Origin of the sequence: Neolewinella xylanilytica (assembly GCF_002934605.1) — a bacterium.
In the GTDB taxonomy this organism is placed as follows: Bacteria; Bacteroidota; Bacteroidia; order Chitinophagales; family Saprospiraceae; genus Neolewinella; species Neolewinella xylanilytica.
Map to the genome: position 1 here is coordinate 520,996 of NZ_PTJC01000006.1, position 19,366 is coordinate 540,361.

The following is a 19,366-nucleotide window of genomic DNA, read 5'->3' on the forward strand; positions in this document are numbered from 1 at the left end:
GGACGGCAGATGCACCAACGCAAAAGGGCCTCCTGAAACAGGAGACCCTTTGCGGTCTGGACGGGACTCGAACCCGCGACCTCCGCCGTGACAGGGCGGCATTCTAACCAACTGAACTACCAAACCTGATAACAATTTCGCACCGTAGTGCTGATTGCGACGGCAAATATACAGGCATCTTCCCGTTCTTTGCAAACCTTGAACTCAGAAATTATCGATTTTTTCTTCTCAGCGTAGTAGGTGACTAGCGCTCAGTGGCTTACGATTTTAAGGCTTTGTCCCGATCCGGTCTATTTGCGGAAAGATCATTTGAAGAGGCTTCCCAGGCTGTCCCCGAGTCCTCCGGCGCCCCCGGATTTACCCTTACCGCCAAGCAGTCCACCGAGCAAGTCGCTGGCATCCAGGCCGAGTACGTCCAGTAGCGATCCTTTGTCGATGTCATCACTTTGGCCCGCCGCCCTGGTCTTCCCAGCTAGTTTGCTGAGAATCATGGGCAAGACGATACCGGCTACCTTCTGGGATACCCCTTCGGAAAGACCCAGCTGGCCGGTAAGTTTATGTACGAATGTTTCGGCGATTCCCTGGAAGACGCTATTCTGCAGTGTTCCACCTTCCGTTGCACTGCCGCCGGCACCCTTGATCATTTCCAAAATGCCGCCGATGTTGCCACTGGAAAGGGCACTGGTCATTCCTTGCGTAATGGAATCTTTAGCGAGCGGAACGGTTTTTTCCGCTTCCTGGGGTCCGAGACCGGTCTTTTCCTTCAGATTGGAAATGATCTCCGATTTGACCGAGTTGACAATTGATTCTAGCATAGCGTTGTCGATTGAATGAAAAAAGCACCGCCGGAATTCCGACGGTGCTTTTTCAATGCATTTGCTAGTAGCAAAGTTGTGGTGCGGGTTCTCCGCGCGCGTAGCGTAGGATGGCTTTGACAATGCGCCGGCGGGGGGTGAATAACACCTTGGGCAGGCTTGCTTGGGCTTCCACCAGCTCGGTAAGTTGGTGGACGAGAAGGGGATCAGCGGCTAACGCGGCCTCGGTGGCCTTGATTTGGTCTCTGTCCGCTTCTCCGTATATATACGCTATCAAATCTTCTTGAGTAAAGGCTTGCTTCATGGAAAGTGTAATTGTGTAAATTCAGAAGTGTCAAACAAAAGATGCTAACCCGGCATAAAACGTGGTCCGGGCCGCTATAAAAACAGGCTCCGGTTACTCCCGGATCCATTTTTGCGTCCTATACAATCCCGTCCAGTGCTTGCCGCGAACGTAGAGCTCCTCGCCGTTCCCGTCTTCGTACCAGACGCTTAGCCGATAATCCGAGCCCGATTGCGGGTCGAGGATCTTTCCTCCGTCCCATTCTCCCGGCTCGTCGTTGTCGACCGATAAATCTTCAATGATCACCATACCTAAGATGGGCTTCCCTTCTCGTTCACCCTCGCATTCAGTGCAGATCGCATCATCGTTTCCGGTCAGAATCTCGGAAATCTTTCCGAAATAAACGTTCCCTTCCCGGTAAATTTCGATGATGCTTCTGGCCTCGCCGGATTCGTCGTCAATGGTTTTCCACCGGCCGACGGGACTGTCGGTCTGGGCGGAAATGGTGCCGAAGAGGCTGAAACAGAGGATGAATAGTAGTGGCTTCATTGTGTTGTCGGGGCTATAACGGACCATGGGGTGCCCATGGTGTTGACGGAAGTACTTTTATTTCTTAATGTAGAAGAAACATGCCATGCGCGGGGTTCAGGCGCCGGCTTTCGTTGGGAAACCTCGCAGATCCGGGAAACCGAAACCCGGGCACACCCTCCAACCCACGGTAGCGACGGCCGCTGTTCCGGTTTCGCATCCGGTACGGAGCTTTCCGGTTCCCATGCTTAGCAGGGGGGCGGAGTACCGCTTCAAGACTGCGGCGAACTAGCTATACTAGGTTGCATCCCCGGGTTTCGGATGGCCCCCTAATAATCGGATCGGTTGGACCGAAGCGGGAGAAGCCTATTTCCCGGTAGCGACGTTGCCGTTGCTTCCGCCGACGGTGATTTTTCGGCTGTCTTCGATCCAGGTTTTGATTTGGGGACAGCTTTGGTAGCGTTCGTCGATCTTGATGAAGGTGGAACCTACCTTTTCCTGGATCCAGTCGCTCAGGTATTGCTGTTGTTTCGCGTTACGGGTTGCGTCCTGGATTTTGGCATAATCCTGACTGAGCGTAGCCCGGTGGGGAGATGTACGCGACTGCAGTTGCACCACGCGTAGGAGCGGATCGCCCGTCGGGCCGCGGAATTCCATCACTTCACTGATGGAATCGATGGTCATTTCGTCAATGGCGAAGTACACGTCCGGGTCGAGATCGCCGATTTCGAAGAAGGTGTTGCCGCTAGCGGGATTGGACATCCGACCGTCGTTGTTGTAGCTCTGCACCTTATCGAACCCAAACCGCTTGACGGCGTAGCTGAATGAAAAGGAATCCACGCGGATCAGGTTAGCGATACTGTCGAGAAAGGTTCGCGACTCTTCCCTATCGGCCTCCGTAATGGCGGGCTGTAAGAGAATGTGGCTAACGCGGATGGAGTTGCCCCGGCGTCCCTGAAGCTTGATCAGGTGATAGCCGAATTCCGTTTCCACCACCTCACTGATTTCCCCGGGATCGAGGTTGTAAGCGGCCGCCTCGAACTCCGCAACGAATTTACCGCGCTGCGTCCAGCCCAGGTCGCCACCACCCCGCGCACTACCGTCGGCGCTGTTCTGCTGGGCGGCTTCCTCGAAAGTAATCTCTCCGGCTACGATGGCATCCCGTAGTTCCTGCAGCCGCTGTGTGACAGCCTGCCGGGTAGAGTCGTTGGCGGTGGGCTTTACAACGAGTTCTCCTACCTCAACCTCCGAATTGAAGTACGGCAGGCTGTCTCGGGGGATCTCGGAAAAGAAGTTCTTCACCTCGGCCGGGGTCACCTTCACTTCGCGAACTACGGAGGCCCGCATGCGGTCTACCGCCAGCTGCTCCCGCAAGTCTTCCCGAAACTGCTCTTTGGTGGCGGTGATGCTCTGACCGTAATAGTCTTCGAACTGGTTGATGTCCCCCCCCATGTAGCTCAGGATGCGGTCGATCCGGGCGTTAAGCTGTTGCTCCACCTCGCTATCGGTAACTTCCACACTATCGAGTTTCGATTGGTTGTAGAGCAACTTACCGACCAGGGTCTGGTCGAGCATGGCGCAACGAGCCTGCGCGGGCAGGCTTTCGTTCGTCTGGGATTCGGCCAGGGCGTACTGCTCCTCCAGTTCGGACAGCAATACGTATTCGCTGCCTACCCGGGCAATCACCTCGTCGATAACGGTACCGCTCTGGGCGTAGACGCTGGATGCAATAAGGCACAGCAGTAGGGCGAGGATGTTATTCATGGTTCCGGTTAACGGTTGGTAAAAAATTGAATGTTGTCGCGCCGCAGTTCCCGGTCGAAAATTTCTTCCCGGCTTTTCTCCAGCACTTCGCGTTTTCGCCCGTGCAGTATCGCCCTCCGTACCTGGTTTTCCACGTAACTCAGCGGAGCGATTTCCAGGCGCGGCTTCAGTTCGAAGAGGCGAAAGTAATACCGATTCGTGCCGTCCAGCTGAGTGAACTCCCGTTTGGTGTTCACATTGTCGGCCGTCAGGGTTCCTTCGGGCAGCTGGGTGGCAATTTGGTTCAGCCCGTACCAGGCCGATTCATCCAGCAGATAAGCCTCCGCGTACTTACGGGCGTACCGCTTAAGGGCGGAGGTATCTTCCGGATTGCCATTGTTCCACAACAGTTGGAGGCTTTCCTCCTCTGGCGTCGGATAGGGAACGCGTAGGAATAAACAACGCACGATGGGGGTTTCCAGTTGGTATTCTTCCTGGGTGGCATCGTAAAAGGTGCGCAATTCCTCCGTGGTGATCGCGCTATCCAGTTTGGTCGATACCAACTCCTCTTCGTAGCTGCTCCGCACGAGGCTGGCCCGGTAGTCCCGCACCAACCGGTCCAGATTTAAGTCGCTCGGGGCATTTTGCTCGCTTTCCCAGAGCAGGACGGCATCCCGTGCCCAGCGGTTGGCGAAGGCTTCGATGATCACGGTGCTGTCGGCCAGCGTAGCCCCACTGGGAAACATCCCTTCCATCTCCGACAGGCGCAACTCCCGCTGGTGAACCCGCGCCAGTACCGGGTCGTCGGTAGTTTCCGTTTCGGCCGGGCCGCAAGCCATTAATAACAGGGCGGCCATTGCCGTCCAGACGTAGTTCCTCAAGACTCGATCAGTTTGGCCAGGACGGCTTCGTTTCGCTGAACCTCAAATTTTTCGCGTAGGGATTTGACCCATTCCCGCTCCAACTGATCCTGGTAATCGGCAATCACGTAGCCGCGGGCCTCCGAAAGCTCCTTCTGTCGGGCGGGAAGCATTTCTACCACCCGGTAAAAGACGGCGGTGTTGCGGTCCACTTGATCTACCGGCGACTGCGTACCCTCCCGGAAGGAGACGCCTTCCGGCAGGGTAGCCTCCTCGTACACCTGCTCTTCGATGCGTAGACCATCGGTGCCGAATTTATTGACTAGCTCCGCGGACGTCTGCGACGAAGCGGCCGCGGCTACCGCCCGGGCATCCGTCCCCTCGGCCGTGTTAATGGTGTACTTCAGCACCCGGGCGCGGGGGGCGAACCGATACTGATCGCGGTGATCGTCGAAGAAGGCTTGCAGGCCGATGGTATCTTCTCCCGCCCGGTCCCAAACTTCGAGTTTGGTGGCTTCGAAGAGTAAGATGCCTTCGCGGTATTCCCGCATCAGGGCCTTAAATTCGGGAAATTGCTCCTCCAGCCGCGCCTCGGCGTAGTGCTCCACCCGCTCGTCCTTCCAGCTTTCGAAGAGGTTTTCGATCGCTCCTTCGATCTCGAATCGCCGCTCCAGGCTCGCCCGGAGGCGGGCGTTGGCTTCGAGGTAGTCGATGAATTCGCCGGTGGTATATTCCCGGTCCCCAACCCGCAGCAGGGCGGCGCTGCGGTCCGTCGAGCCGAAATCGGTATCCAATTGGAAAAAAGTCGAATCGAGTGCGTTCACGAAAGAAGAATAAGTAGCGTCTACTTTGCGCGTGCCGTACTCCCGCTCCAGGCGATCAAAGAGCGCCTGCCGGGCTTCGGCGAAGCGGGAATCCTGCCGTACGGCCGCCTCCAAAAGAGGAGCCTGTTCCTCCAGGGGTTGTACGCCGCGGTGGGAAATTCGCTTCAGGATGTGGAAGCCCACCGGACTTTCGACCACCTCGCTCACCTGATCGTCCTCGGTAAGGGAAAAGGCCGCCTCCTCGAACGTCTTATTGTAGCGGTTGATGGCGAAGAAGCCGATGTATCCCCCCTGTTTGCTGGTCTTGTCGTCTTCGCTGTATTCGGCGGCCACGTCCTCGAACGAACGGCCGTCCCGTAACGCCTGCCGGGCAGCTTCCGCACGCTGGCGCTGGGCCGCGTCGTCGGTCTCGTCGGATTTGCGAAGCAGGATGTGGGCGGCCTCGACCTCGCCGTAGGCTGGACGGGTCCCGTGTTTCAGCAGCAGGTGGTAGCCGGCGGGGGTACGTACCGGTCCGACGACTTGGCCGTCGTTGGCCCCGTACAGCGCCGATTCCAGGTGATACATGCCGTTGGGTAGCGGGGCGTTCACGAAACCGATGTGGCCGCCCTGGTCTTTGCTGTAGGCATCGTCGCTTGCTTCCGCGGCCCGGCTGGAAAAATTGTCGGCCGTAAGCCCTTTCTTCACCTCCATCGCCCGCTCGTAGGCAGCCAGGGTGTCGGCCGGATCCAGGGAAGCGATGTTGATTAGAATATGGCTGAAGTCGACGTCCCGCTGCTTGCGCTCGTAGAGCTCGGCGACGAGTTTGTCGGTCACTTCCTGGTCGAGCAGGTAGTTGTCGGCCAGTTGCTGGCGGTAACCCTCCAGCTCGTTCTGCAGGGCGACGATGGTGTCGAGCCCCATCTCCCGGGCACGGGCCACCTTCAGTTTGAAGCGTTCGTAGAGGTCCAAATACTCCATGACGCTGGCGCGGCTGAAGTCGGCCTCCTTGCCGTTGGTTTTGGAGTAGATGTAGCGGAATTCGCCGACGGTAACGGGCTCCCCGCTCACCGTGAACAATACGTCGCTATCGTCCTGCGCGGCCAGGGGAAAGGCCAGCAATACGGGTAGGAGGAGTCCTATAACAGACTTGATCATATACTTGTGTTATGTCCGGTAGCTAAGAAAACAAGGCCTTCGGAGGCCGCAAAAGTAACCATTTTTGCGCGGCGCTTATTGTGATACCGCTGCCCGCACCCACTACCGTAAATTCACCGCATGCCCGCTACCGCTTCGATCCCCTGGTCTGATTTGTCCGCTCGCTTGCAGGGTGAGTTGGAAACGGACGGACTCCACCGCATCCTTTTCGCTACCGACGCCAGTGTGTACCGGGAGTTGCCCCTGGCCGTTGCCTTCCCCCGTTCGGAGGCGGATATCGTGGCCTGCGTCACGTTTGCCCGGGCCAACGGCCTGCCCATTACGCCCCGGGCGGGGGGCACCAGTCTGGCCGGACAGGCCGTTGGCGCCGGGCTGGTCGTGGACGTGAGCCGGCACCTGCGCGCCATCGTCGAGATCGATACGGAGGCCGGTTACGCCATCGTGGAGCCGGGTGTTATCCGCGATCAACTAAACGCCGCCCTCCGGCCGCTCGGGTACTGGTTCGGGCCCAACACCAGCACGGCCAACCGCTGTACGATCGGGGGCATGTTCGGCAACAACAGCTGCGGCAGCACCAGCATTACCGTGGGCAGTACCCGCGACCACGTATTGGCCGCCCGGGTGGTACTGGCGGACGGTAGCGTGCAGGCTTTGGGCGCCGGAGCGCAGGAACCATCAACTTCTGAAACCCTGGCGAACGTACGGCGATTCCTTCACCGTACGCTGTCCGACCCCGTAACCCGTCGCAACATTCTGGATGCTTTCCCGAAAGCCGAAGTCACCCGCCGCAACAACGGGTACGCCCTCGACCTCCTGGCCCGGCAATTCGAAGCCGGTGACGCTCCCGGGCGCATCGACCTGTGCCCGCTGCTGGCCGGATCGGAGGGTACCCTGGCCTTCACGAGCCAGCTCAAAGTGAATATTCTGCCGCTGCCACCCGAAGGCTCGGCGGTAGTGGCCCTCCATTTTCGGAGCATCGATGCCTCGCTGCGGGCTACCCAGGCCGCCATGGCGACCGAGCCTTTCATGTGCGAACTGATGGACGATACGATCCTTAACCTCGCCCTCGACAATCCGGACCAACGCCGCAACGCCGCCTTCGTGCAGGGAAATCCCCGCGCCCTGTTGTTAGTGGAATACCGGGCCGAAACCGACGAAGCCGCCCTGGCGCTGGCGAATGAACTAGGAAGGGAATTAATGGACCCCGACCGCCTGGCCGAACCGGCTTACGCCGCACCCGCGCTCGCCGCCCAAAAAAATACCGATCAAGTGTGGGCCCTACGTTCCGCGGGGCTAGGTATCCTGGGCAACATGGTCGGAGACGCCAAGGCCGTAGCCTGCATCGAAGACACCGCCGTAGCGCTGACGGATCTGGCCGACTACATCGCCGAGTTCAGTAAGCTTATGGAAGTCTACCAGCAGCACCCGGTATACTATGCCCACGCCGGCGCCGGGGAGTTGCACCTGCGGCCGATCCTGGACCTCAAGTCGGAAAACGGCCGGCGAAAGTTCTACGAGATCACCCGCGACGTCGCCCGCCTCGTCAAGAAATACCGCGGCAGTCTGAGCGGCGAGCACGGCGACGGTCGGGTGCGCGGTCAGTTCCTGGAAGAAATGCTGGGTGGGGAGGTGTACCAGCTGCTCGTCGAGCTAAAACGGCAGTGGGATCCACACCACCTCTTCAACCCCGGCAAGATCGTGGAGGCACCCCCGATGAACGAAAGCCTGCGGTACGATGTCGGTCACCATACCCCCGCTTACGATACGGCCCTCGATTTCGGCCGTGACGGGGGCATCCTCCGGTCGGCCGAGAAATGCAACGGCTCGGGTGACTGTCGGAAGCTTTCTGGCGGGGCCATGTGCCCCAGTTACCGGGCCACCCTGCACGAGAAAGACAGCACCCGCGGACGGGCCAACGTGCTGCGGGAGGTGCTAACGCGAAACCAGAAAGAAGACCCCTTCACCCATCCCGCCCTGGAAACAGCGATGGATCTCTGCCTCAGTTGCAAAGCGTGCACCAGCGAATGCCCCAGCACGGTAAATATGACCAACCTAAAGGCGGAATACCTGCACCAGCAACAGCAAGCGGAAGGCGTATCGCTCCGTACCCGCCTGATCGCCGCCAACGAATCCCTGTACCGCTGGGGCGGGAAGGTGCCGGGCCTGAGCAACACCCTGTTACGGATCGCGGGGCCGGCCGTCAAGCGGATCGCCGGCATTGCCGCCGGGCGATCCTTACCCGCCTTCCCGGAGGAGCCGCTTCGGTCGTTTTTCGAGCGCGAACGCCCCCGTGGCGCCGGGAAACGCGGGCGGTTGTACTTCTTCGGTGACGAGTTCATCAACTACCAGGACGTGGAAGTGGGTAAGGCGGCCCTACGCCTGTGGTGGAAGCTGGGTTATGAAGTACACTGGCCGGGCCACCAGGCGAGCGGTAGGGCCGAACTGAGTAAAGGCCTGCTGCGGTCCGCCCGTCGGCGCGCCCGCAACAACGTACTCTGCTTCCGCCACCGGGTAGGAGAGGAGGCTCCGCTGGTGGGCCTGGAGCCTTCCGCTATTCTCGGCTTCCGCGACGAGTATCCGAAGCTACTCCGGGGGGAGCTGCAGGAGGCCGCCCACGTCCTCGGTACCCACGCCTTCACCTTCGACGAGTGGCTGTACCGCGAGGTGGCACTGGGACGGATCGGCTCCGAGGATTTCGGAAATGTGCGCTGCGATATCTTACTGCACGTCCACTGCCACGAAAAGGCTTTGGGCGATAGCAGTAAGTGTGCCTCCGTCCTCTCCTTGCCCGAAAACTATACCGTTCGCCTGCTGGACAGCGGCTGCTGCGGCATGGCGGGGTCGTTCGGTTACGAGGCGGAGCACTACGCAGTGAGCCGCACCATCGCTGAGCAGTCTTTGATCTCTAAAATCAGGGATCGAGCGCCCGACAGTATCGTGGTGGCTTCCGGCACCAGCTGCCGCCATACGGTGAAGGATGAACTGGGGTGGCGGGCCCGGCACTCGGCGGAGGTGTTGTGGGCGAGTTGGGGTTGACTCGGGCCTGAACGTTCCGGTAACGACCTAGACGGGGGTTGCCGTTAGGGGTGGATTTCGCTCTACCTCCGTGGCTTTCCGGGGATCACTCGCCGCCCGGTGCAAGTAATCCGGCAAGGCCCGCAATTTGGACAGGTTGTAAAACGCGAATCCCGCTTTGGAGACGATGGGAAGTACGATGAAGAGCACCGACGTCAGCAGGGGATCGAAAACACCCAATCCGGGGGTACCCAGGGCCCAGGCCAGGGGGTATAGCAACCACTGCACGCTAAGAAACACCGCCGACGCTTTGTAGGCGGCGGTAAGCTCCGGGCCCTGGATCTTGGCCTTCGCGTAGAGCTCCCGCCACATCAGGCGAAAGACCACCAGTAAGGCGACGCAGCCGGCGATATACCAGAACCAGCGGTTAGCGCTCGGTGAGAGATCGGCTACGAGGCCCGTCAGAATCATGATGACCTGAGACCCGAGAAGTCCGGCGGTGATGGAGCCTTCCAGTTTGAGCGTGTACTTGCCCGTCAGAACCAACGACAGTAACAGCAGCGGAGTGCTGATCACCCAGTCGAGATAGCGGGCGAAGTACACGGTTTCGCCTCCTACTTCCACGGTACCCTGGCCGAAGGCGATGGCCGAATAGACTAATCCCGACCAAATAACCACGAAGGCGTGGATGAGGTATTTGTACTGGGGTACCCCTTTCGGATTCCGGGCCATCGAGAGAATGGCGATGGCACTGGCGGCCATGACGGCTACGTAGGCCCAGTGGAGGAGAATGTTGGTTTCGGTCATGGTCGAACGAGTAAGGGGAAGGGACAATTGGGAAAGCCCGATTTCGAGGCGATGTTCGTAGCACGGTGTCTTCAGGCGGCAGCGAAGCGTGGATGCATTTCCCCATTACGAGTTAGCACGCTTACTTTAGGGTGCTATGAAGCAGTTTGTTTTTGGCTACGGTTCGCTGATCGAAAGGGCATCGCGGGTGCGTACTACCCCGGAGGCAACGGAAGTCCATCCGATCGTGATCCATGGCTACCAAAGGGGCTGGTACGCCCACGTGAACGTACCCGGACTGACCACCACCTTCCTGGGGTGCCGGCGATCCGACGGGCCTGAATCGGTGAACGGGATTATGTATGAGGTGACCGCGGCACAACTGGCGCGGATCGACGTGCGGGAGGCCGGGTATCTGCGCGCCGAGATAAGCCCGGAAGCGATCGACGTCCTATCCGACGTGGATCTTTCCGAGGCGATAGTGTACGTCTACCTGTCGGACATACCTGCCGGGCAGGATCTTTCCCCCTTCTTTCCTTCCCCCGAAGCGCCGATCGTGCAGTCGTACGTGGATATCTGCCTCAACGGATGTCTGGAGATCGAGGAGCTGTTTCCCGCCGCGCGCGATTACGGTTTCGCGGCCAATTTCATACGAAGCACGGTAGGTTGGAATGGCTACTGGGTAAACGACCGGATTTATCCCCGCCGCCCCTTTATCCATTGCCCGAATGCCTATCGCATCGACCAACTATTACAGGATCACCTGCCCGATCCATCCCTCTTTAACCTCATCTACTTCGAGTGATATGCCAGAACTAGGAAACTTGGAGAACGTGGAAGTCATGCTGACCATTCTGATCGGGCTGATCACCCTGGTTGGCATCGGACTCGGCGTTCAGCGGTCGTACTACCGCAACAAGGTGGAGGTGCTCCAGGAAAGCCACAAGAACCACCTGACCAAAGCAGAGACCCAGTTTTCCGGCGAGCTCTCCGAATTAAAAGTCCGACAGGGGAGTACCCTGCAGGCCCTACATCTACAGCATGAGAAGGAGTGCGCCGCTATCCGGCTGCAAGCGGAAACGGACAACAAACGCTTGCGGGAGATTATCGAGCGGGAACTATCCGAAAAGCAACAGAAGGCCGCGCTGAAGAAGCAGATTCCCTTGGTACAGGAAGTGAAGATGGTGTACGTCAAGTACATTCATATTCGCAACGAGCGGGAAGCACCGGTTTATTCAAAGTACATCAATCGCCTGGAAAAATCGATTGACGTGCATAGCGAGTACCACTACTACCGCTTCAATAAATACAACCGGCCGAACAACGAAATTACCATCAAGGATGCTTCCTCCGGCGTGGTCGATCTCAATATCCTGCATCCCTGGAAGGAGCTGGAATTCACCGACCGGCCCAGCAAACTGAACGCGGGTAAAATCGGTCAGCACCTGGAAAATTCCGATGTCTATTTTACTTCCACCGTCTACTACAACGGATTTAACGAAGGCAACGAGGATATCGGGATGCGCATGGAAATGGATACCCTGACCGCGCGCATGATTGCCGATTTTAGTAGCATCATCGGGCTGGAACAAATGTTTTCAAAACCACCCGATGCCTACCTCCGAAACCGAGCCGGTGAGCCGACGCGGATCACCAGTCTGCTGGAGTTGAGTCCGGGCGTCTATTACCTGGAAGTGAATAACTTGAAGAAGGGCGAATCCCTCATGATGGATTTCCACGTCGACTGGAGCGTGCTGACCTAGCTGACCTACTTATTGATGATCGCCGCTTGATCCACCATATGACGGGATACATCGCGCAGCGTCGTTACCCAGAGTTCGTCCTGGTTTCGGTATAAATATTCCACCAGCTCCCGGTGGGCTGCTTCGCTAACGTTGATATCGTGCCCACCCCCTACGCCGTGGAAAAGCAGGGTCACCAGCGCATTTTCCTCCTTCGCCCGCTCGATCCAGGCGATCATCTCCTCGGCGGAATGGCCGTTGGCAACGTAAGTGTGGAGGTCGTACAGATCGGCCGAACCTACTCCGTCCAGCCCGGGAGTAGTGCCACGGGCGGCGATGAAGCGGTCTTGTAAAGCCTCCTTAAAGCTGCCGTCGGCGGTAGCCGTATCGCCGCAGGTGTAGGCGAAGGTCCGCTCGCTTTCGCCGTCGAGGGCCTGCAGCAAACTGTTGGTCACATCAATTTCCCGTAAGAGTTGATCCGTGGTATACTTGCTCAGGTCGTTGTCAGCGGCAACCCATTCGCGACCCGCTCCCCTGGCATCGCAGGGGTGGTAGAGGGTATGATTGCCTAGCTCGTGCCCGCTCCGGGCCACGCGGCGCCAATCCTCCAGGCGGTTTTGAAAGCCGGGGAAGGAGGCCGTCAGGTAAAAGGATGCCTTGAGGTTAAGGCTGTCGAGCAGGGGGACTACCCGGTCCAATTGGCCGGTTAGCGCATCGTCGTAGGTCAGCACGACGCCCGCTTGTTTGCCGCGCCACAGGCTGTCCGCGGTTGCGACGCGATTGTCCGACTGAAAGGGGGATGCCGGCAGGCCCGTGTCGTTGGTGAGATTGGCTCCGAAGGGATTGTCGGCCCAGGCGTAGCGGACGTAGCGGGGATCGGTAACCGCGTCGGACCACACGATCACTTCGTCACCCTCGATCCGGGCTTCGGCCCAATGATATTCCCGGTCGTAGCCGGCAATGGAAAAATACTGGGGGTCGAGTCCGTCGGTGGTCGTCAGTCCCCGCCCGACGCGATCGAAGCGGATGCGCAGGCTGTCGGCGTCCACGGAGGCAGATGCATAAAGTGGACCAGTAGAAACCAGGTCGACTTCTCCGTAGGCGATCCGACGGGCTTCGAGAGCCAGGCGTTCGGCCACGTCTTTCTTATTCAGTGGATGGATATCGTTCCACTCGCCGATATCGATCGCCACCGCGAGGCCGGTATTGGGCAGTTTTAGCGATTGCAACTGGGCATCCCGCAGTACCGCCCACTGGCTTTCTACGGGAACGTAGGTAGCATCCTGAAAATTGGCGAGCTGTACGGTGAGAAACGGCAACGCTCCCTGGTCGAAATTGTCGCGCCAGTCACGGATCAGGGCCGGCAGGAGTTGGTAATATTCCTGCGCCCCGCCGACGTTCGATTCTCCCTGGTACCAATTGAATCCCTTCACCGCAAATCGCTCGATGGGAGCGATCATGGCATTATAGAGGGCGGAAGGTTGGTTCTGGGCGGAGAAGGAAAAACCGCCGCCCCCACCGCGGGCCCGTGGAACGTACACCTCACCGACTTTGTATTGCCAGGTGCCTTTCAGATCCATACTATCCTTTCCATCGGTGAGTACGTAGGTTTTATCCGGTACGAATCCGCCCTTGCCCCCGTAGTTCATCACCCGAACCGTCAGCAGGTTCTTTCCTTCCCGCAGCAGCCCCTCGGGGACGACGTAGCGCCGCGGCGGGTACTGGTAGGTAATGTTGCCGATCTGCTGGCCGTTGACGTACATCGCGTCGGCATCGACGATCCGGCCCATGAAGAGTTTTAGTTCTTTACCCGCCCACTCCGCGGGTATGTCGATCTCCCGCCGGAACCATACGGATCCGTTCAAGTCGCTGACGCCCTGGTCCTCCCAGTAGCCGGGGATGTAGTACGGCTGCCAGCCCCGGGGCTCGTAGTCCGGAGCGTACCATGCTTCGATCAACCCCTGGTCCGTCACCGGTGGAGGGCCGGCGGGCCTTCCGCCACCCGCTCGCGGGGCGTTGAGCCGTTCCAGAAATTCCGGGTCGCTGTTTCTAGCAATCGTTTCCCGCAGCTCGGGAAAGGAGCGTAACCCTTCCGCGCTCGTCCACGCTTCAATCGGCGTGCCCCCCACGGCGGTGTTGATGATGCCGATAGGAATGTCGTAGGTCTCATGCAGGCGACGGGCGAAGAAGTAGCCGATGGCGCTCATATCCATGACGGTCTCGGGAGTGACCGCCTTCCACTCTCCCTCGGGGAAATCTTCCCGAGGCCCGGCCAGCTCCGTCATGGTGGGGACGAAAAATTCCCGGATCTCGGGCTCGTCGGCCGCGGCAATTTCCTCGGCGTAAATTTCCTTGACGCGCTCCAGCCACACCGTCATGTTCGATTGGCCGGAGCAAACCCAGACGTCGCCGAAGCTCACGTTCCCGATCGTCAGCTCGTTTTCGCCGATCAGGGTCATCTCGAAAGGACCTCCAGCGGGTTGCGCGGGCAGGGTAACCGACCAGTTTCCTTCCCCGTCGGCCCGGGTGCGGAGTCGCGCACCGGCGATATCGATGCGGATCCGCTCGCCGGGTGACGCCCAACCCCAGAGCTCCAGGTCCTGGTCCCGTTGCAACACCACGTTATCGCTGATCAGCCGGGGCAGGCGGATTTGGGCGGAAGCGGTGGCTCCGGTGAGCAGGAGCAATGCACAGACCAAGGCGGCACTGAAGTAGCGGAATCGATTGCGTGTTGGCATGTCTGACGTTAAGTAGTATTCGGCCGAGCTGCGTTACGGGCAGCCGTGATCCATTATTGATCCAGCGTTACAATAAGCTTACCCCGCGTGCTTCCCCCTTCGAGTTCCCGCAGGGCGGCGGGCAAGTTAGCAAACGCGTAGGTTTTGGATACGTGTGCCTTCAGCCGGTCGTCGGCCAGACGGCTGGCGATTTCCTCCATGTTCGCTCCGCTGGATTGGACGAGGTGGTGGTGGAGTTCCACGCTTTTAAATTCCGCTCGTTCCTTTAAGGAATCACTAAGTCCGGCGGCGATGGTGAGTAGTTTACCTCCGGGTTTGACCACCGTGAGGGAGCGATTGAGATGTTCCGGGCCGAGGGAGTCCAGTACGACATCGACGGGGCTTAGGATGTCCTCGAAATCGACTTCTTCGTAGTTGATTGCCTCGTCCGCACCGAGTTCGCGGATGAAATCCTGCTTCGATCTGGAGCCGGTACCGATTACGTAGGCGCCGCGTTCCTTGGCTAGCTGGATGGCAAAATGCCCGACGCCCCCGCCGGCGGCGTGGATGAGCACCCGTTGCCCTGCTTTTATGTCGGCTATTTCGATGAGGTTTTGCCAGGCCGTAAGGGCGGCAAGCGTGGCTGCCGCCGCCTCATGGAAATCGATGGTTTCCGGTTTCAGTACCAGTTGGCTGACCGGGGCGGTGACGTATTGGGCGTACGCCTTCCCATGACCTGGAAAATTCACCATGCCGAAAACGTCCTGTCCGGCCACGAATTTTCCGGCTCCTTCCCCGACCTCCTTGATGCGGCCGGCAACGTCCCAGCCCAGGATGATCGGGTCTTCCTCCCGCAGCGATCCGTACAGCGCCTTACCATGGGCGGTCTTGAAGTCTACGGGATTGAGGGACAAGGCGCGTACCTCGATGAGTACTTCTCCCGGGCCGGGCCGGGGCATTTCGACGTCAGCAAGACGGAGGCCATCGGGTCCATCGGGGGAAGTAAGGGTATAGGCTTTCATAGCGGAGTAATTTGTCTGGTTGGTAGTCCAACAAGAACTTACTGTTGCAGTTTGCCCAGGAAGTGGTTGACCCGGGAATCGGCGGGATTTCCGGAGCTGCGGCGCAACGTAACTAATTGCCCGGTATGGTAGATGGCGTCGGCCAGGGGGCCATTGATGAGGTTCCAGAGCGGGTGTTCGGAATAGGTACCATCGTAGGAAAACATGACGCGCTGGTCGGCCAAGGCTTCCGAGGACATGCCCCGGTACAGGGCACTGGATTCCGCAAGTCGCCGCAGGGTCTCCTCGCGCAATTCGGCGAAGCTAATCGCCTCCAGGTCTTCCGGCCGGACCATGGTATCGCCCCTGGGGACACTGCGGATCATTTCGCTGAGACCATAGACGTGCTCGATGGTCTCGTAACCACTGCGGGCGTCTTCGGAAGGACGGTAGGCCAGATCCTGCTCTTTCAGTCCTTCGGTAGCCCAGTAGTACCGAAAGCCCAGTGCGTCGATCATGCGAGCGAGTACGTTGCCGGCCGAATAGTCCGCTGGGTAATCGGCGATTTCCGCGTAGGGCAGGCTGTCCGTCTGCCCCCGACAGGGTAAGGTGGCTAGCAAGCAGAGCAGCAGGGGAAGCTTTCGCATGGGCAGGTTGGGTTGCTTCGTCAAGGTAAAGGGTTCCGGATTTGCGTGGTTCCGAACCGGTAGTCCTGGCACCCGCGCTCCGGCGCAATGGCGATGTGAAAGAAAGCGAATATCTTCCGACCACAATAATCCTTAGATCATGTCCATGAAGCTTTTCTTTTTTACCGGTGGCTTGTTCTTCCTGCTCTTCGGCTGCAACCGACCCGCCGCCACCGAACTCTTCAACGGCGACGACCTCGAAGGCTGGACGGTGCACGGTGACGAAAAGTGGTACGTCGAAGACGGGGAAATCATCTGCGAAAGCGGGCCGAAGGCCGAATACGGCTACCTCAGCACGGACGAATACTACGACGATTTCGAGCTGACGCTGGAGTTCCTGCAGGAAGCCGACGGGAATAGCGGCGTATTCTTCCGGTCAACCCTCGACGGAACCAAAATTAGCGGCTGGCAGGTCGAGGTGGCACCTCCCGGCCACGATACCGGTGGCGTTTACGAATCCTACGGCCGCGGCTGGCTCATCAAGCCCGATCCGGAAAAAGATAAGTACCTGAAAATGGGCGAGTGGAACAAGATGAAGATCCGCGTGGTGGGGCCCACGGTGACCACCTGGCTGAACGGGCAAGAAATGATCCAGCTCACGGACGAGAAGATCGGCGAGGGTAAGGGATCCATTGCCCTACAAATTCACGACGGCGGCGGTATTCGGGTGCGGTGGCGCGACATCGAGATTCGGCCGATTGAGGCCGCCCGGTAGGCCGTAACGATTAAGCCCTTCCCGCAAGCGATGCGCTCGGGGGAAGGGCTTGGTTGACGTACTGGAAAGTAAGGGCCGTAGCGGCTAGCGATTCGAATATACCCGGTATTCCCACGGATCGAGATGCATGTCCATCCCTTCTTGTAGCTCGTTCGACTCCTGCGTAAAGACTTCCGTGTAGCCACCGGCGAATGCGTCGCCCTGGAGGGTAATATCTTGTGACTGAGCGGAGAGATTGATCAGGACGACTACCCGGTCGCCGTACTTTTCGCGGGTGAAGGCATAGACGTTCTCGTCGTTGCCGGTCGGGATTTTTTGGAGGTCACCGCCATACTCCCCGTTCCAGAGGGCTTGATTCTTTTCCTTCAGGTCGAATAGGGTTCGGTAGAAGTCGGCGTATTCGTAGTTGCCCCACTCCACGTTATCCTTCGTAAAGAACTCGTATTGCTGGTCGTCGGCGGATTCCTGGCCGGTGTAGATCAGCGGCATGCCGTCGAAGGTGGCGGTAAGCACGGCGAATGCCTGATGTCCGTCGCCCATGCGCTGGAATTCGGTACCGGACCAGGAGTTCTCATCGTGGTTGGAAGTGAACTGCATCTTATAGCCGCGATGGTAGTCGTCGGCGTACCGCTTCAGGACCCGGTCGATATCGAGGGCCGTGGCCCGGTCCTGGTCTTCGCCTTCCTCACGGGCGATGTTGCTGGCGTCCGTCTGAGCATCGCGGTTGGCGCCCTGGGTTTTGGCGATCTGGTTGAGGGTGTGGTGCATTTCCCAGCCGTAATCCATGACGAAGGCGCCGTTGTTGACGATCTCGGGTACCTCGGCCTCGGCCAGCATGAAGAGCGGCTTAATGGCGTAGAGCGAATCGGCGGCCTGCTCGATGAAATCCACCGGGATGCCGTGGGCTACGTCGACGCGGAAGCCGTCGATACCGGCTTCTTCCACCCAGAATTCCATGGCGGCGATCATGCTGTCGCGCAATTCGTCGTTGTCGAAGTTGAGGTCGGCCACGTCGGTCCATCCCCAGCTTTCCCCGGTGGCGGGGTTGATGGGGTCGGTGATCTCCCCGTCCTTTTTAGTGTAGAAGTCAGGGTGCTCGGTGATCCAGGGATTGTCCCATCCGGAGTGATTAGGCACCCAGTCGATAATGGCGTACATGCCGGCCCCGTGGATGGCGTCGACCATGCTTTTGAACTCCTCGAGCGTACCGAAATCGGGATTGGTGCCCTGGTAGTCGCCCACGGCGTAGGGGCTTCCCAGTTCCCCTTTGCGGTTGACCTTACTGACGGGGTGGATGGGCATGAACCAGAGCACGTCGACACCCATTTCGGCCAGGCGGGGAATGTGTTCCTCGAAGGCGGAGAAGGTGCCTTCGGGTGTGAAGTGGCGCAGATTGACTTCGTAGATCACGGCGTTCTTGGCCCATTCGGGAACGTTGGGCTCGACGGCCAGATCGGAGGCCGGAGCCGATTCGCTCGTGACGACTTCCGCCTCGGCACGGCGCTCGCAGTTAAACAGGCTTAGGGTCAGGAGTAAACACAGGAGTGTGCGAAAGCATAGTGGTTGCATGAAAGGGCTTTAAGGTGGATAAACGATTCTGGTAAAGGCAAGGTTTTCGGTCGGGGGAAGGTCGGCTGCCAGCCAAGGTTGCGGAGGTAGCTCCACCACGGTATGTTAACTGCAGGTTAAGAATGTCGCGGTCGCTGGGGCGGTAAGTCGTCGGACGACTAATGGCGCGACGACTAGTCGCCGAACGATAACTCGCGCGACCACTAGTCCCACCCCGTAGCACTCTTTGTTCACCGATACAACCTTTCCCCCGCCGCAAGCGGTTTAAGGAATTACATGGGTGAGCTCGCCGATTTCTTTTTTCACATTGACGCCAGTCTGCGGGAGGCCACCCTGGCCTATCCGGTGGCGACGTATGGCTTATTATTCGCGGTCATCTATACGGAAACCGCCTTCTTTCCGCTGGCGCCTTTCTTTCCCGGCGACGGTCTGCTCTTCGCCGTGGGCGTACTCTGTGCCGGTGCACTGCTCAATCCGTTCGCGATCTGCATCCTGCTCTCCGTGGCTGCGACGCTGGGTGCCTGGACCGGTTACCGGCTCGGGAAGGGGCTGGGGCCGGTGCTGTTCGAGCGCTTCCGGTGGCTGAATAAGCGGAATTACCTGCGGGCCCATGCTTTTTACCGGAAGTACGGGGCCACTGCCCTGATCACCTCTCGTTTTCTGCCCATCGTCAAGGCATTGGTCCCCTTCATCGCCGGCGTTTCCAGAATGGAGCCCGATCGCTTCGCCAAGTATAACGTGCTGAGTGCGATCATCTGGGTGGTTTCCCTGGTCACGCTCGGGTACTTTTTGGGGAACGTCCCCTTCATCCGGGATCATACGAGCTGGCTGGTAATCGGCCTGGCGGCGGTGTTCGTGGGGGGCTTGTTGGTGACGGTGGTGGTGAAGCTGGTCCGGAGCAGTACGCTCCGGTAGCCTTAGCCGCCGTCCTGCATAACCCCGCGC

16 protein-coding genes and 1 tRNA gene are annotated in these 19,366 nt (G+C 59.0%); 5 read left to right on the plus strand and 12 right to left on the minus strand.

Features of this window, described 5'->3' with window-relative positions; genetic code table 11:
* Positions 1-52: 52 nt before the first annotated feature.
* The 7 genes from CLV84_RS11380 to CLV84_RS11410 all read right to left on the minus strand — a co-directional run bounded on the left by CLV84_RS11380 (position 53) and on the right by CLV84_RS11410 (position 6,190).
* A tRNA-Asp gene (locus tag CLV84_RS11380) sits at positions 53-126 on the minus strand.
* A 179-nt stretch (positions 127-305) separates the two neighbouring features.
* Entirely contained in the window at positions 306-815 is a 510-nt protein-coding gene (locus CLV84_RS11385; protein ID WP_104419917.1) for a hypothetical protein, read from the minus strand.
* A 64-nt stretch (positions 816-879) separates the two neighbouring features.
* Positions 880-1,119, minus strand: a complete 240-nt coding sequence (locus CLV84_RS11390) for an anti-sigma factor (protein WP_104419918.1) — start codon at positions 1,117-1,119, stop codon at positions 880-882.
* A 93-nt stretch (positions 1,120-1,212) separates the two neighbouring features.
* Positions 1,213-1,647 carry a DUF2147 domain-containing protein gene (locus CLV84_RS11395; RefSeq protein WP_104421168.1) on the minus strand — a complete coding sequence of 145 codons (435 nt, stop codon included), beginning with the start codon at positions 1,645-1,647 and terminating at the stop codon, positions 1,213-1,215.
* A gap of 345 nt (positions 1,648-1,992) precedes the next feature.
* The gene (locus CLV84_RS11400) at positions 1,993-3,390 is read right to left on the minus strand and encodes a peptidylprolyl isomerase (RefSeq protein WP_104419919.1); all 1,398 of its coding nucleotides are present in this window, start codon (positions 3,388-3,390) and stop codon (positions 1,993-1,995) included.
* Positions 3,391-3,398: 8 nt separating this feature from the next.
* Positions 3,399-4,250 (minus strand): hypothetical protein, encoded by an 852-nt coding sequence (locus tag CLV84_RS11405; protein WP_146088782.1) that lies wholly within the window; start codon positions 4,248-4,250, stop codon positions 3,399-3,401.
* Positions 4,247-6,190, minus strand: coding sequence for a peptidylprolyl isomerase (locus CLV84_RS11410; RefSeq protein ID WP_104419921.1), 1,944 nt, complete (start codon positions 6,188-6,190; stop codon positions 4,247-4,249). The genes CLV84_RS11405 and CLV84_RS11410 overlap by 4 nt, the downstream gene beginning before the upstream one ends.
* A gap of 120 nt (positions 6,191-6,310) precedes the next feature.
* Here CLV84_RS11410 and CLV84_RS11415 point away from each other — a divergent pair, with 120 nt between their 5' ends.
* Positions 6,311-9,226, plus strand: a complete 2,916-nt coding sequence (locus tag CLV84_RS11415) for an FAD-binding and (Fe-S)-binding domain-containing protein (protein WP_104419922.1) — start codon at positions 6,311-6,313, stop codon at positions 9,224-9,226.
* Positions 9,227-9,253: 27 nt separating this feature from the next.
* Here CLV84_RS11415 and CLV84_RS11420 read toward each other — a convergent pair whose 3' ends face one another.
* Positions 9,254-10,012 (minus strand): bacteriorhodopsin, encoded by a 759-nt coding sequence (locus tag CLV84_RS11420; RefSeq protein WP_104419923.1) that lies wholly within the window; start codon positions 10,010-10,012, stop codon positions 9,254-9,256.
* A gap of 136 nt (positions 10,013-10,148) precedes the next feature.
* Between CLV84_RS11420 and CLV84_RS11425 the strand changes: the two genes are divergently transcribed.
* Positions 10,149-10,796: a gamma-glutamylcyclotransferase family protein gene (locus tag CLV84_RS11425; RefSeq protein ID WP_104419924.1), complete on the plus strand. Its 648-nt coding sequence runs from the start codon at positions 10,149-10,151 to the stop codon at positions 10,794-10,796.
* A 1-nt stretch (position 10,797) separates the two neighbouring features.
* Positions 10,798-11,754, plus strand: coding sequence for a hypothetical protein (locus CLV84_RS11430; RefSeq protein WP_104419925.1), 957 nt, complete (start codon positions 10,798-10,800; stop codon positions 11,752-11,754).
* A 5-nt stretch (positions 11,755-11,759) separates the two neighbouring features.
* On the opposite strand, the gene CLV84_RS11435 is transcribed toward CLV84_RS11430, so the two are convergent.
* From CLV84_RS11435 to CLV84_RS11445, 3 genes are read right to left on the minus strand one after another with little or no spacing between them, the layout of a single operon-like run.
* Entirely contained in the window at positions 11,760-14,471 is a 2,712-nt protein-coding gene (locus tag CLV84_RS11435; RefSeq protein ID WP_104419926.1) for a sialate O-acetylesterase, read from the minus strand.
* A gap of 53 nt (positions 14,472-14,524) precedes the next feature.
* Entirely contained in the window at positions 14,525-15,472 is a 948-nt protein-coding gene (locus CLV84_RS11440; RefSeq protein WP_104419927.1) for an NADP-dependent oxidoreductase, read from the minus strand.
* Between the two features lie 38 nt (positions 15,473-15,510).
* Positions 15,511-16,098: a DinB family protein gene (locus CLV84_RS11445; RefSeq protein ID WP_104419928.1), complete on the minus strand. Its 588-nt coding sequence runs from the start codon at positions 16,096-16,098 to the stop codon at positions 15,511-15,513.
* A 145-nt stretch (positions 16,099-16,243) separates the two neighbouring features.
* On the opposite strand from CLV84_RS11445, the gene CLV84_RS11450 reads away from it, so the two are divergent.
* Positions 16,244-16,852, plus strand: a complete 609-nt coding sequence (locus CLV84_RS11450) for a 3-keto-disaccharide hydrolase (RefSeq protein ID WP_406603342.1) — start codon at positions 16,244-16,246, stop codon at positions 16,850-16,852.
* An 84-nt stretch (positions 16,853-16,936) separates the two neighbouring features.
* Here CLV84_RS11450 and CLV84_RS11455 read toward each other — a convergent pair whose 3' ends face one another.
* A complete protein-coding gene (locus CLV84_RS11455; RefSeq protein ID WP_104419930.1) occupies positions 16,937-18,421 on the minus strand; it encodes an alpha-amylase family glycosyl hydrolase in 1,485 nt (494 codons plus the stop codon).
* A 276-nt stretch (positions 18,422-18,697) separates the two neighbouring features.
* Here CLV84_RS11455 and CLV84_RS11460 point away from each other — a divergent pair, with 276 nt between their 5' ends.
* Positions 18,698-19,336, plus strand: coding sequence for a DedA family protein (locus CLV84_RS11460; RefSeq protein ID WP_104419931.1), 639 nt, complete (start codon positions 18,698-18,700; stop codon positions 19,334-19,336).
* Positions 19,337-19,366 lie beyond the last annotated feature (30 nt).